At 71.7% G+C, this 12772-nt stretch carries 13 protein-coding genes; 4 read left to right on the top strand and 9 right to left on the bottom strand.

Annotated features, from left to right (window positions below; translation table 11 throughout):
- Nucleotides 1-133 precede the first annotated feature (133 nt).
- Together AAG742_RS02485 and AAG742_RS02480 are read right to left on the bottom strand one after the other, a co-directional pair.
- Nucleotides 134-1393 carry an amidohydrolase gene (locus AAG742_RS02485; protein WP_298714038.1) on the bottom strand — a complete coding sequence of 420 codons (1260 nt, stop codon included), beginning with the start codon at nt 1391-1393 and terminating at the stop codon, nt 134-136.
- Nucleotides 1394-1477: 84 nt separating this feature from the next.
- Nucleotides 1478-2626 carry a mannose-1-phosphate guanylyltransferase gene (locus tag AAG742_RS02480; protein ID WP_248115409.1) on the bottom strand — a complete coding sequence of 383 codons (1149 nt, stop codon included), beginning with the start codon at nt 2624-2626 and terminating at the stop codon, nt 1478-1480.
- Nucleotides 2627-2882: 256 nt separating this feature from the next.
- Here AAG742_RS02480 and sdhC point away from each other — a divergent pair, with 256 nt between their 5' ends.
- The 4 genes from sdhC (at nt 2883) to AAG742_RS02460 (ending at nt 6453) form a co-directional block, all read left to right on the top strand.
- Nucleotides 2883-3287, top strand: coding sequence for a succinate dehydrogenase, cytochrome b556 subunit (gene sdhC / locus AAG742_RS02475; protein ID WP_298714032.1), 405 nt, complete (start codon nt 2883-2885; stop codon nt 3285-3287).
- Nucleotides 3288-3289: 2 nt separating this feature from the next.
- Nucleotides 3290-3769, top strand: coding sequence for a succinate dehydrogenase hydrophobic membrane anchor subunit (locus AAG742_RS02470; protein WP_343282240.1), 480 nt, complete (start codon nt 3290-3292; stop codon nt 3767-3769).
- Between the two features lie 84 nt (nt 3770-3853).
- Nucleotides 3854-5641, top strand: a complete 1788-nt coding sequence (sdhA, locus tag AAG742_RS02465) for a succinate dehydrogenase flavoprotein subunit (protein ID WP_248115407.1) — start codon at nt 3854-3856, stop codon at nt 5639-5641.
- Nucleotides 5641-6453, top strand: coding sequence for a succinate dehydrogenase iron-sulfur subunit (locus tag AAG742_RS02460; RefSeq protein ID WP_248115406.1), 813 nt, complete (start codon nt 5641-5643; stop codon nt 6451-6453). Before sdhA ends, AAG742_RS02460 begins: the two co-directional genes overlap by 1 nt.
- Before the next feature lie 99 nt (nt 6454-6552).
- Here the strand turns inward: AAG742_RS02460 and AAG742_RS02455 are convergent, their stop codons facing one another.
- The 7 genes from AAG742_RS02455 to AAG742_RS02425 all read right to left on the bottom strand — a co-directional run bounded on the left by AAG742_RS02455 (nt 6553) and on the right by AAG742_RS02425 (nt 12745).
- Nucleotides 6553-7107, bottom strand: coding sequence for a hypothetical protein (locus AAG742_RS02455; RefSeq protein WP_343282239.1), 555 nt, complete (start codon nt 7105-7107; stop codon nt 6553-6555).
- A gap of 187 nt (nt 7108-7294) precedes the next feature.
- Nucleotides 7295-7978 carry a hypothetical protein gene (locus AAG742_RS02450; protein WP_343282238.1) on the bottom strand — a complete coding sequence of 228 codons (684 nt, stop codon included), beginning with the start codon at nt 7976-7978 and terminating at the stop codon, nt 7295-7297.
- A gap of 47 nt (nt 7979-8025) precedes the next feature.
- On the bottom strand, nt 8026-9309 hold the full coding sequence (locus AAG742_RS02445) for an ABC transporter permease (protein WP_343282237.1): 1284 nt from the start codon (nt 9307-9309) through the stop codon (nt 8026-8028).
- A complete protein-coding gene (locus AAG742_RS02440; protein WP_248115503.1) occupies nt 9306-10016 on the bottom strand; it encodes an ABC transporter ATP-binding protein in 711 nt (236 codons plus the stop codon). The genes AAG742_RS02445 and AAG742_RS02440 overlap by 4 nt, the downstream gene beginning before the upstream one ends.
- A 200-nt stretch (nt 10017-10216) precedes the next feature.
- Nucleotides 10217-11266 carry a tryptophan--tRNA ligase gene (gene trpS / locus AAG742_RS02435; protein ID WP_282442512.1) on the bottom strand — a complete coding sequence of 350 codons (1050 nt, stop codon included), beginning with the start codon at nt 11264-11266 and terminating at the stop codon, nt 10217-10219.
- 70 nt (nt 11267-11336) lie between these two features.
- Entirely contained in the window at nt 11337-12224 is an 888-nt protein-coding gene (locus tag AAG742_RS02430) for an exodeoxyribonuclease III (protein WP_343282236.1), read from the bottom strand.
- On the bottom strand, nt 12221-12745 hold the full coding sequence (locus AAG742_RS02425) for a phage holin family protein (RefSeq protein ID WP_298985596.1): 525 nt from the start codon (nt 12743-12745) through the stop codon (nt 12221-12223). The genes AAG742_RS02430 and AAG742_RS02425 overlap by 4 nt, the downstream gene beginning before the upstream one ends.
- Nucleotides 12746-12772: the final 27 nt, after the last annotated feature.

Below are 12772 nucleotides of genomic sequence, written 5' to 3'. Positions count from 1 at the left end.
AGGCCTGCGACGGCGGCGGCGGACGGGCCGGTGCGGGGCACGGCGAGCGCCCGCGTGCTCGATGCGCGTGAGTTTACCCAATGTTCTCTCCGTGTCCGCACGCCGTGCCCCGGACCCTCGGGCGGGGTCCAGGTCAGAGGGTCTCCCCCCCGGTCAGCGCCTCGAGCGCGGCCGCCGCGAAGACCCGCATGCCCACGCCGATGGCCCGCTCATCCGGGACGTAGTCGCCGCGGTGCAGGTCGTACGTGATGCCGCCCGGGGTGCGGGTGCCCAGGCGCAGCATGGAGCCGGGCACCGTCTGCGTCATCCACGCGAAGTCCTCGCCGCCCATGGACTGCGGGGTGAGCTGGATGGCACGGGGGCCGAGCTCGCGGCGCGCCGCGTGCTCGATCAGGGCCGTCTCCGCCTCCGCGTTGTGCACGGGCGGCACGCCGCGGATGTGCTCGAGGCCCACGTCCACGCCGTAGGGGGCGGCCACCTGCGTGACCACCTCGTCGAGGAGCTCACCCGCCTCCTCCCACACGTCCGCGTCGAGGCAGCGCATGGTGCCCGCGAGGTAGCCGGTGTTGTCGATCGCGTTCGGCGCGCTGCCGGCGGCGATCTGGCCCCACACCACGGAGACGGCGGAGCGCACGTCGATGCGGCGCGAGAGCACGGCGGGCACGTTGATCGCGATCTGCGAGAGCGCGAACACCATGTCCTCGGTCAGGTGCGGGCGGGAGGTGTGGCCGCCGCGTCCGGTGAGCGTGATGCGGATGGTGTCCGCGGCCGAGGTGATGGCGCCGATGCGCGTGCCGATCGTGCCGACGTCGACGTGAGGGTCGCAGTGGGCCGCGAGGATGCGCGGCACGCCCTCGAGCACGCCCTGGCGGATCACGGAGAGCGAGCCGCCGGGCAGGCGCTCCTCGGCGGGCTGGAAGATGATGCGCACCCGGCCCCGCACCCGCTCGGCGGCGGCGCGCAGCCGCGGGTCGGGCGTGGAGCCGCGCAGGATGCGGGCGAGGGACAGGGCCGTGCCGAGCATGACGGCGGTGTGCACGTCGTGGCCGCACGCGTGGGCCACCCCGTCCTTGACCGAGACGTAGGGCAGCCCCGTCTCCTCCTCCACCGGCAGCGCGTCGATGTCCGCGCGCAGCGCCAGCACGATCGGCCCCTCGCCGACGTCCACGTAGAGGCCCGTCCCCTCGAGGCGCACGGGGTTCAGTCCGTAGTCCGCGAGCGTCTCCATGATCAGGTCCGTGGTGCGGTACTCCTCGAAGGAGAGCTCGGGGTGGCGGTGCAGCTCGCGGCGCACGGCCACCGCCACGTCCTCGAGGTCACGGACGACCGCGGCCACGGACGGCACGGCCGCGGGCGCGCGGGCGTCGCGGAGGACGGAGTCGGAGGTGCTCATGGGGCAGGACCCTACCCGCAGCGCGGGCGGACGTCCCCGCCCGGTGACCGCCGGCGTCCCCGGGCCCCGCGTCAGGGCCCGCCGTCAGAGGACGTCGTCGGCGCCGGTGGCCTTGAGCGACTCCACGGCCTTCTTCACGTCCTGCGCGTGGGCCGTGGTGGTCACCAGGAGGGCGTCCTCGGTGTCCACGATCACGACGTCCTCGATGCCGATGAGCGCGATCACGCGCTTCGTGTCCGTGACCACCACGCCGGACGCGTCGTCCGAGTACACCCGGGGGGTGTCCCCGATGACGGTGATGCCGGAGGCGTCCTTCACCGGGTTCAGGCGGGCGATCGCGGCGAAGTCGCCCACGTCGTCCCACGTGAAGGTGCCGGGGATGACGGCCACGTCACCGGCCGTGGCGGCAGGCTCGGCCACCGCGTAGTCGATCGCGGTCTTCTTGAGCGTGGGCCACACCCGCTGCATGACCTCGTCACGCCGGTCCGTCGCCCACGCGTGGGCGATCTCCATGAGTCCCGCGTGCAGCTCCGGCTCGTTCGCCTCGAGATGCTCGAGCATGAGGCCGACCGGGGCCACGAACATGCCCGCGTTCCACAGGTAGCGGCCGGACTTCACGTAGCGCTCCGCCACCTTCTGGTCCGGCTTCTCCACGAAGGCCGCGACGTCGTGCGCGTCCGGGGCGCCGGGCACCTTCAGCGCGCGCCCCTGGCGGATGTAGCCGAAGCCGGTGGCGGCGTGCGAGGGGGTGATGCCGATGGTGACGATCCGCCCCGTGGCGGCGGTGGCCACGGCCTGGCGCACGGCGTCCTGGAACACCTCCACGGGGCCGATCACCTGGTCCGCGGCGAAGGAGCCCATGATCGTGTCCGGATCGCGCAGGGAGAGGATGGCCGCGGCAAGCCCGATCGCGGCGGCGGAGTCCTTGGGCGAGGGCTCGAGCACCAGGTCTCCGTCCTGCAGGGCCGGGAGCTGGTGGCACACGGCGTCCTGGTGCGCCTCTCCGGTCACCACCATCATCCCGGCGGCCAGCGGCGCGAGGCGGTCCCACGTGGCGCGGATCAGGGTCTGGCCCGAGCCGGTGAGGTCGTGGAGGAACTTCGGCGCCGCTGCCCGCGAGAGGGGCCACAGGCGGGTGCCCACGCCTCCCGCGGGGATCACGGCGTGGAAGCGGGCCAGGGCGGGGGCCTCGGCGTCCGAGGGCGCGGCGGCGGGGTTTCGGTCGGTGCTCACCGGCTCAGGGTACGAAACCGCCCCAGGGGGCACCAATCGGCCCCGCGGGCGCGGCGGCGCCGGGCGCGCCCGCGGGGGTGCGCCGCCGGGGCGGGCTCCGCGGGCCCGACGGGACGCGTCACAGTGGCGGCGCCCGCACGCGCGGCGGGCCCCCGAGGGTCTACCCTGGTCGGAGGAATCCACTCGCACACGTCCCGCGCCCCGGCAGAACCCTGCCCAGGCCAGGGATCGTGCATTCCCCCTGGAGGTATCAACCGTGTCTAGCGCCACTGCGCAGGCCCCGGCTCAGAGCGGCCGCGGAACCCTGTATCGGGGCCACGGCGGCATGTGGTCCTGGGTGGGCCACCGCGTCACCGGCGTCGTCATCTTCTTCTACCTGCTCGTCCACGTCCTGGACACGTCCATGGTCCGGGTCTCCCCCGAGGCCTACGACGTCGTCATCGGCGCATACAAGACCTGGTACTTCGCACTCGGTGAGGCCGGCCTCGTGGCCGCGATCCTCTTCCACGCCCTCAACGGCCTGCGCATCATCGCCGTGGACTTCTGGAAGGGCGGCACGCGCCACCACAAGACCCTGCTGTGGATCGTCCTGGCCGTCTGGGCCGTCCTGGTCCTCGGCTTCTGCATCCGCCACTTCGGCCTGGCTCTGGGAGGTCACTGATCATGAGCACCACCGCTGAGACCCCCCTCGCGGCCCCCCGCTCGGGCAAGCTGGACCCCAAGTACACCCGCTCCAAGGGCGGCAAGGGCAACTTCGAGATGCTCGCGTGGCTCTTCATGCGCGTGTCCGGCGTGATCCTCGTGGTCCTGCTCTTCACGCACCTCTTCACCAACCTCATGGTGGGAGACGGCATCTCCGGGATCGACTTCGGCTTCGTGGCCGGCAAGTGGGCGCACCCGCTGTGGCGGTTCTGGGACCTGGCCCTCCTGTGGCTGGCCATGCTGCACGGCGCCAACGGCATGCGCACCATCATCAACGACTACGCCGAGCGCGACCGCGTCCGCTTCTGGCTGTCGCTGATCCTGTACATCGCCACCGCCGCGATCATCCTCCTGGGCACCCTCGTGATCTTCACGTTCGACCCCTGCATGGTGGACGCCTCCGGCGCTCTCATGGAGCGCTCCCCCGCCATCTGCCGCTGATCCCCACCGGATCCGCCTCCCCCGCTCGCGCGGCGTGACCCCCCGGCCACCGCGCCCGCAAGACACCGAGAGAGAGAAACCTGAATGCAGGTACACAAGTACGACGTGGTGATCGTCGGCGCAGGCGGCGCGGGAATGCGTGCCGCGATCGAGTCCGGCCAGCGCGCCCGCACGGCCGTCCTCACCAAGATCTACCCCACCCGCTCCCACACCGGCGCGGCCCAGGGCGGCATGTGCGCGGCCCTCGCCAACGTCGAGGAGGACAACTGGGAGTGGCACACGTTCGACACCGTGAAGGGCGGCGACTACCTGGTGGACCAGGACGCCGCCGAGGTCATGGCCAAGGAGGCCATCGACGCGGTGCTCGACCTGGAGAAGATGGGCCTGCCCTTCAACCGCACCCCCGAGGGCAAGATCGACCAGCGCCGCTTCGGCGGCCACACCCGTGACCACGGCAAGGCGCCCGTGCGCCGCGCGTGCTACGCCGCGGACCGCACCGGCCACATGATCCTCCAGACGCTCTACCAGAACTGCGTCAAGCACAACGTGGAGTTCTACAACGAGTTCTACGTGCTCGACCTGCTCATGGTGGACGAGGACGCGACCCGCGCCGACGGCACCCCGTTCACGCAGAAGCGCGTGGCCGGCGTCGTGGCCTACGAGCTGGCCACCGGCGAGCTGCACACCTTCCAGGCCAAGTCCGTGGTGTTCGCCACCGGCGGCGCCGGCAAGGTGTACAAGACCACCTCCAACGCCCACACCCTCACGGGCGACGGCATGGCCATCGCGTACCGCTCCGGACTGCCGCTCGAGGACATGGAGTTCGTGCAGTTCCACCCGACCGGCCTGGCCGGCCTGGGCATCCTCCTCTCGGAGGCGGCCCGCGGCGAGGGCGGCATCCTGCGCAACGCGGACGGCGAGCGCTTCATGGAGCGCTACGCCCCCACCATCAAGGACCTCGCGCCGCGCGACATCGTGGCGCGCTCCATGGCAGAGGAGGTCCGCCAGGGCCGCGGCGCCGGTCCGAACAAGGACTACGTGCTGCTCGACCTGACGCACCTGGAGCCCGCTCACATCGACGAGAAGCTCCCGGACATCACCGAGTTCGCCCGCACCTACCTGGGCGTCGAGCCCTACACGGAGCCGGTGCCGGTGTTCCCCACGTGCCACTACTTCATGGGCGGCATGCCCACGAACATCAAGGCCGAGGTCCTGCAGGACAACGACACCGTGGTGCCGGGCCTGTACGCCGCCGGCGAGGTGGCCTGCGTGTCCGTGCACGGCTCCAACCGCCTGGGCACCAACTCGCTGCTGGACATCAACGTCTTCGGCCGCCGTGCCGGCATCTTCGCCGCCGAGTACGCGGCGACCGCCGACTGGGTGGAGCTCCCGGAGAACGGCGAGGCACCGACCCGCCAGCACATCGAGAGCCTGCGCTCGGCCACGGGCAGCGAGCGCGTCGCGGACATCCGCGCCGAGCTGCAGGAGTCCATGGACGCGGACATGCAGGTGTTCCGCGACGAGGACTCCATCCGCCGCGCCCTGGCCAAGATCGAGGAGCTGCGCGGCCGCTACGAGAACGTGTCGGTGCAGGACAAGGGCCAGCGCTTCAACCTCGACCTGCTCGAGGGCATGGAGCTCGGCTACCTGCTCGACATCGCCGAGGCCATGACCCTCGCGGCCCTGGGCCGCAAAGAGTCCCGCGGCGGCCACTACCGCGAGGACTACCCCGACCGCGACGACGCCAACTTCATGGCGCACACCATGATCTACCGTGACGAGACCGCGGAGATGGAGGGCGTCAAGGGCATCCGCTTCGAGACGAAGCCCGTCGTCGTGACCCGTTACCAGCCGATGGAGCGTAAGTACTGATGAGCCACGCAGCACACGAGACCGAGACCCCCGTGGCCGAGCAGACCGTCGAGGTCGCCGAGCCGACCGAGCAGAAGACCTCGGGCGGCGTCGGCGAGATCGAGTCGTTCGACATCGTCCTGAAGGTCCGCCGCTTCCTGCCGGACACCTCCGAGGAGTCCTACTGGGACGAGTGGCGCCTGACCATGTACGGCACCGACCGCGTGCTGGACGCCCTGCACAAGGTGAAGTGGGACCTGGACGGCACGCTGTCCTTCCGTCGCTCCTGCGCCCACGGCGTGTGCGGCTCCGATGCCATGCGCATCAACGGCCGCAACCGCCTGGCCTGCAAGACCCTGCTGAAGGACCTCGACCTGTCCAAGCCCATCCTGGTGGAGCCCATCAAGGGCCTGCCGGTGGAGAAGGACCTGATCGTGGACATGGAGCCGTTCTTCCAGTCCTACCGCGAGGTCATGCCGTTCCTCGTGGCCAAGGGCCACGAGCCCACCCAGGAGCGCTACCAGTCCCAGGCCGACCGGGCGATCTACGACGACACCACCAAGTGCATCCTGTGCGCCGCGTGCACCTCGTCCTGCCCCGTGTTCTGGACGGACGGCCAGTACTTCGGCCCGGCCGCCATCGTGAACGCGCACCGGTTCATCTTCGACTCGCGCGACGACGCCGGCGACATGCGCCTGGAGATCCTCAACGACAAGGAGGGCGTGTGGCGCTGCCGCACGACCTTCAACTGCACCGACGCGTGCCCGCGCGGCATCCAGGTGACCCAGGCGATCGCCGAGGTGAAGAACGCCATCCTGGCGCGCTCCTTCTGATCGACTGAGGCCCGGGCTCCCGGGCCTCGCGACCACGACGGCGGCCCGTCTTCCCACGCGGGGAGACGGGCCGCCGTTCTGCGTCCACGGGGTCGCGGCTCAGCCGTCGAAGGCGTCGCGGGTGGAGCGCAGATGCGTGATGAACAGCCACGCCGCGCACGCGATGAGCATGGCCACCACCGACGCGAGCACGAGAGGCCCCGCCCCTCCGGCGGCGGCCATGCGGCCGCCGTCGACCATCCAGAAGGCCGCGGTGAGCAGGCCGATCCCCACGAGCACCGTGCCGACCCAGCGGGTGGCGCCGATCAGGCGGGCCGCGCCCCACACCAGGAGCGCGGTGACCGCCAGGATCCCCACGACGGCGGCCGGCAGCAGCCCCGGCGGGGTGAGGAAGGAGGCGACGTCGGCGTCCGTCACCGCCACCGCACCCCACGAACGCGCCTCGAGCACCGCGCGGGCGTAGCCCGAGACCGACTGGAGGGCGAGCACGCCCGCCGTGGCGGCGGCGCTGAGCACCCCCGTCACGAGCGTCAGGAATTGAAGGCGACGGATCGGGCGGCGGACCACGCGGTCGTGGACGGCGGCGGCGTCGAGGGACGTCTCGGGTGCCGGGTCGGCGCCCGCGGACGAGGAGTCAGTGGGGTGCGCGTGCATGTCCCCATCCTCCCCCGGATGCGACGACTCCCGCACAGGAGGGGGACTGTTCAAGGATTCCCCCTCCGGTGCGGGAGTCGTTCCGGTCGGCCGGGGTCCGCTGAGCACCGTGCGTCGCGGCGGAGCCGGATGCGCTCACGGAACGCGCGGGCGAGGGTGGAGGGTCCGCGACGGTCGAGCGCCGAGGTCAGGCGCCGGCGGGGCGGCCCTGCCGGGTGTAGGCGGCCTCCTCGCCACTGAGCGCGTTCACCAGCCACAGGATGTTCACGACCAGGAGGCCGAGGCTGGCCAGGGACGCGATCACGCCCGCGAGGCCGGGGAACGTGGTGAAGCTGAGGAGTCCGGTGAGGGCGCCGAGCGTGCCCAGGATCGCGGCGACGATGCCCACGATCCGCGCCCAGTTCTTCACGGCCCGAAGGCCGAAGTACACGAGGGCGTATACGGCGAGGCCGATCAGCAGGGTCACCACGACGCCGCCGAGGAACGAGGCCCGGAAGAAGGCCTCGATCCTGTCGACGTCCTCCGGCGGAACGCCGCCCTCGGCCGAGACGGACTCGCGGACCACGCGCATCATGTCGTCGAGTCCGAAGAGCGGGGGGACGTTCGCGAGCAGCCACAGCGCCGCGGACGCCAGGGTGAGCGTCAGCAGGGTGCGGTGCCGGCGGGGCTCGGGGAGGACACCGCCCTGGCCCATCGGTGCGTACGGCTGGGTGCCGTACCGCGTGCCGGGGGCCGTGCCCGGTGCGGGGTCCTGGCTGGGCGCGGGGTACTGGCCTGCGGCGGGGTACTGGCCCGGAGTGGAGTACTGGGGCCGGTCGATCGGGTCGGGCTCACCGTAGGGGCTCGGGTTCTGGGGAGGGGTGGTCGTCATGTCGGTTCCTCTCAGGGGATGGTGGACTCAGGCGTGGGCGGGGCCGCTCACTCGTAGCGCAGTGCCTCGATGGGGTCCTTGCGGGCGGCCCGGGCGGCGGGAAGGGTGCCGGCCAGGAACGCGATCGCCAGGATCAGCAGGGCGATCAGCAGCAGGGAGAGCGGCTCGACGGCGTACAGCACCAAGCCGGTGACCCCGCTCAGGGCGCCCTGCGTGAGCAGCGCGTTCGCGGTCAGGCCCACGGCCACGCCCAGCCCGATGCCGATCAGCGACCCCAGCAGGCCGATCATCACGGCCTCCAGGGTGAAGAGCCCGAAGATCCGGCCGCCCGTCATGCCGAGGGCCTTCATGAGGCCGATCTCCCGGGTGCGCTCCTGCACCGCCATGAGGAGGGTGTTGATGATGCCGAAGCTGGCCGCCAGCAGGGCGATCAGGGCGAAGCCGTTGAGCACCCACGTCACCGCGTCGATGATCCCTCGGATCACGCCGAGCTGGTCCTCGAGGGTCTGGGCGGAGTAGCCCTGCTCCGCGAGGGCCGCCTGCACGGCCGCCTCGTTCTCGGGCATGCCCTCCACCGTCACCGTGGCGGAGAAGTAGGTGTCGCGCTGCTCCTCGGGCAGCCCCGCGGTCTGGATCTCGTGCAGGCGGTCCTCGACGGCGCGGGAGGGCACCGGCCCGGCACCCGAGCCCGAGGCGACGGCCTCGGTCACGCCGACCACCTCCGCCTCCATCGCGCTCTGCTCGCCCAGCGGATCCGCGGCCACCAGGGTCACCGTCTGCCCGAGGACGTCCTCAGGCTCCGTGCCGCCCAGCGCCTCGACCCAGTCCGTCGGCACCGTGACCTCGGCCGCGTCCTCGGCGGGCTCGCGCCCGGCGGCCATGGAGAGCGTGCCGATCTCGAACGAGGCTCCCATGAAGGGCACGGCCCACTGGCGGCCGTCCGCGCCCTCGATGAACTCCGGCTCCACGAGGCGGGCGGTCTCCACGGCCGTCACGTGCTCGGCGTCCCGGATCGTCTCGAGGTCCTTCCCCGTGAGCAGGGGCATGCCGAAGATCTCCCCGGAGGAGGCCCCCTCGGGGTCGTACTCGGAGGGCGCCCCGCCCATGGAGAACCCGCTGCCCATGTCCGCCTGCTTGGTCACGGTCATCTCGTCCGGGGCGCCGAAGCCCTCCACCATGTTGTCCACGTACTTGTTGATTCCGGCGCCGAGGCCCGTGGTCAGGGTGAGGGTGAACGCGCCGATCACGATCGCGATCACGGTCAGGAAGGTGCGCAGCTTGGAGCGCATCGTGTTGGCGAGCGCGGTGCCCACCAGGTCCGTGGTCCTCATGCGCGCGCCCCCGACTCCTCGTCCACGATCATCCCGTCCTGCATCACGAGCCGACGGTCGCAGCGTGCCGCGAGGTCGTCGTCGTGCGTGACCACCACGAGGGTGATGCCCTGCTCCCGCTGGAGGCCGAAGAGGATGTCCTCCACGGACCGCGAGGTGGCCGAGTCCAGGTTGCCCGTGGGCTCGTCCGCGAAGAGCACCGTGGGGCGGTTGACCAGGGCGCGGGCGATGCACACGCGCTGCTTCTGGCCGCCCGAGAGGTCGGTGGCCCGGTTGCCGGCCTTGTCCGCCATCCCGAGCTGGGCGAGCACGTCCATGCCGCGCTCCCGGCGCTCGCGGCGGGGCACGCCCGCGATCTTGAGCGGCAGCACCACGTTCTCCAGCACGCTCTGGTTCCCGTTGAGGAAGAACTGCTGGAACACGAACCCGAAGGTCGCGTTGCGCAGGCGGGACACCTCGGCAGGGCTCACGCCCGAGACCGGCCGGCCGTCCATCGCGACGACGCCGGAGGTCGGGCGGTCCAGCAGCGCGAGCAGGTGCATCAGGGTGGACTTGCCCGAGCCGGACTTGCCCACGACGGCCACGGACTCCCCCGCGCGCAGCTGGAGGGTGACGCCCTTGAGCGCGTCGAAGCGGGACTCGCCGCGACCGTAGACCTTCACCAGGTTCTCGGTCTCCAGGATCGGCTCGACCCCGCCGAACGGCATCGCATCACCCGGGGGGCGTGCCCCCGCGGTCGTGTGGACGGTGTGGCTCACGTGCTCTCCCTCTGCGCTGAGGCCCGCGTCCCGTGCACGGGGCAGGCGGCGCCCGCCCGTCGCGGGCGCCGGCCCCAGCGTGACACAGGGCCCGGGGCGGGCGCCTCCCCCGCGGGGATGATCCTGCCGCGACGAAGGGAGGAGCGGCCTCAGCCGAGCGGAGGAAGGAAGCCGAGCCGGCCGTACACGTCCTGGAGCACCGGGGTGGCCACCTCGCGGGCCTTGGCCGCGCCCACGGCGAGGATCCGGTCCAGCTCGGCGGGGTCGGCGAGCAGCTCGGTGGCGCGCTCCCGGATCGGGCTCAGGCGCTCGACGACGGCGTCCGCCACGTCCACCTTGAGGTGGCCGTACATCTTCCCGACGTAGCGCTCCTCGAGCTGGGCGATCGGGGTGTCCGTGACGGCCGAGAGGATGGTCAGCAGGTTGGAGACGCCGGGCTTGGCGTCGCGGTCGAAGCGGACCTCCGTGCCGTCGTCGGTCACGGCGGACCTGATGCGCTTGGCGATCACCTTCGGCTCGTCGAGGATGTTGATCAGTCCGTTCGGGGATTCCGCGGACTTGGACATCTTCGCGGTCGGGTTCTGCAGGTCGTAGATGCGCGCGCCGGTCTCCGGGTAGAAGCCCGTGGGCACCACGAACGTCTCGCCGTGGTGGTGGTTGAAGCGCTGCGCGAGGACGCGGGTGAGCTCCACGTGCTGGCGCTGGTCGTCGCCCACGGGCACGCCGTGCGGCTGGTAGAGCAGGATGTCCGCGGCCATGAGCATGGGGTAGGCCAGCAGGCCCACGCCGGCGGCGTCGGCGCCCTGCTTGGCGGACTTGTCCTTGAACTGGGTCATCCGCATGGCCTCGCCCATGCCGGTCATGCACGTGAGGATCCACGCGAGCTGCGCGTGCTCGGGGACCTGGGACTGCACGAACAGCGTGGAGCGCTCGGGGTCGATCCCGCCGGCGATGAACTGGGCGGCCGCCACGCGGGTGCGCTGGGCCAGGGCGTCCGGGTCCTGCGGCACCGTGATGGCGTGCAGGTCGGGGATGAAGAAGTAGGCGTCGAAGTCGTCCTGCGTCCTCACCCAGTTCACGAGCGCACCGAGGTAGTTGCCCAGGTGCAGGGAGTCCGCGGAGGGCTGCATGCCGGAGAGCACGCGGTGGCGCGTGGAGGCGCCGGTGAGGTGGGCGGTGGCGGAGACGTCGGTGGCCAGGACGTCCTGCACGGTGTTCTTCTTCTGGGGGGTGTTCACGGCATGCCTCGATGCTTCGCGTCGGTGGGGGTCAGTGCTGGTAGTCGACCACGAGCGGGGCGTGGTCGGAGAAGCGGGTGGCCCAGCTGGGGGCACGGTCCACGACGGCGCCGCTCGCCCTCTCGGCGAGGTCCGGGGTGGCCATGTGGTAGTCGATGCGCCAGCCCGCGTCCGTGTCGAACGCCTTCCCGCGCATGGACCACCACGTGTAGGGGCCGGGCACGTCCCCGGCGAGGGCGCGGTGCACGTCCACCCAGCCGAGCTCGCCGAAGAAGCGGTCGAAGTAGGCGCGCTCCTCGGGGAGGAAGCCGGCCTTCGTCAGGTTGCCCTTCCAGTTCTTGATGTCCCGCTCGGTGTGGCCCACGTTGAGGTCGCCCGTCACGAGGGCCGGGTGGCCGGCGGCGGAGAGCTCGGCCAGGCGGCGGGACATCTCGCCGAGGAAGAGGTACTTGTCGTCCTGCTTGGGGGTGCCGGCCTCGCCCGAGTGCACGTAGGCGGAGACCACGGTCAGGAGCGAGCCGTCCGGCAGGCGCAGGTCCGCCTCGAGCCAGCGGCCGGCGTCGTCGAAGCACCCGCGTTCGTCCCTGATGCCCGCGCGCACGTCCTCGATGGGGAAGCGCGAAGCGATCGCGACGCCGGCGCGGCCCTTCGCGGCGGCCTCGTGGTCCGCGACGTGGACCTCGGTCCACTCGCCGCCCACGATCTCGGGGACGAGCTTCTCCGTGATCGCGCGGGGTGCGCGGACCTCCTGCAGCGTCAGCACGTCCACGCCGCGGCCGGCGAACCACTGGACCATGCCCTTGCGGTGGGAGGCGCGGATGCCGTTGACGTTCACGGTGGCGATGCGCACCGCGCCGTCGGCCTTGGGGGCGCCCGCGTTCGCGTGCACGACGGGCTCGGCCGGCGTCGACTCGCTCATCGCGCGGCCCCGTCGTCCGTCAGCATGTCCCGCGCGTTGGCGGAGGTGATGTGGATGGTCTCGAGGGCGCGGTCCACCATCTCGCGGTCCATGCCGCCCTCCGCGGCGAGCTGCTCCTTCACCACGCGGGCCTGCACCTGGACGATCTTGAAGGAGTGGTCCAGCTTGGTGTCCCGCATCGGGTCGACCACGGGCTCCACGGTCTCGCCGCGCACCATGGGCTTGCCGAGGGCGGCGACGTCGGCGCGCACCGTGGACACGGTGCGGTCCACCGTGGCCGCCGCCGAGCGCACGCCCGCGCGCAGCTGCAGGAACACGATCACCGCGAAGACCAGCCACCCCGCGGCGATGGCCACCACGAGCCAGCCGATGACGTCGTTCGCGTTGGCCGCGAAGACGATGGCCACCAGGAGCACGATGATCATCACCGTGAAGGCGGTGGAGCCGATGGGCAGTCCCGCGCGGGAGGCGCGGGCGCGACGGCTGGGAGCGGCGGAACCGGTGGGCAGGCTGCTGGACATGGGGATCCTGACGGGAGGCGGACGAGG

It is taken from the genome of Micrococcus sp. 2A (genome assembly GCF_039519235.1).
Lineage (GTDB): Bacteria > Actinomycetota > Actinomycetes > Actinomycetales > Micrococcaceae > Micrococcus.
The sequence above is the reverse complement of the archived record's forward strand: the minus strand, read 5'-3'. Positions and strand labels throughout refer to the sequence as shown.

Coding starts and splice junctions, on each gene's coding strand:
- AAG742_RS02485 (WP_298714038.1), bottom strand. CDS start 1,393: ATGAGCACCTCCGACTCCGTCCTCCGCGACGCCCGCGCGCCCGCGGCC.
- AAG742_RS02470 (WP_343282240.1), top strand. CDS start 3,290: ATGAGCACCACCGCTGAGACCCCCCTCGCGGCCCCCCGCTCGGGCAAG.
- sdhA (WP_248115407.1), top strand. CDS start 3,854: ATGCAGGTACACAAGTACGACGTGGTGATCGTCGGCGCAGGCGGCGCG.
- AAG742_RS02460 (WP_248115406.1), top strand. CDS start 5,641: ATGAGCCACGCAGCACACGAGACCGAGACCCCCGTGGCCGAGCAGACC.
- AAG742_RS02455 (WP_343282239.1), bottom strand. CDS start 7,107: ATGCACGCGCACCCCACTGACTCCTCGTCCGCGGGCGCCGACCCGGCA.
- AAG742_RS02450 (WP_343282238.1), bottom strand. CDS start 7,978: ATGACGACCACCCCTCCCCAGAACCCGAGCCCCTACGGTGAGCCCGAC.
- AAG742_RS02445 (WP_343282237.1), bottom strand. CDS start 9,309: ATGAGGACCACGGACCTGGTGGGCACCGCGCTCGCCAACACGATGCGC.
- AAG742_RS02440 (WP_248115503.1), bottom strand. CDS start 10,016: ATGCCGTTCGGCGGGGTCGAGCCGATCCTGGAGACCGAGAACCTGGTG.
- AAG742_RS02430 (WP_343282236.1), bottom strand. CDS start 12,224: ATGAGCGAGTCGACGCCGGCCGAGCCCGTCGTGCACGCGAACGCGGGC.
- AAG742_RS02425 (WP_298985596.1), bottom strand. CDS start 12,745: ATGTCCAGCAGCCTGCCCACCGGTTCCGCCGCTCCCAGCCGTCGCGCC.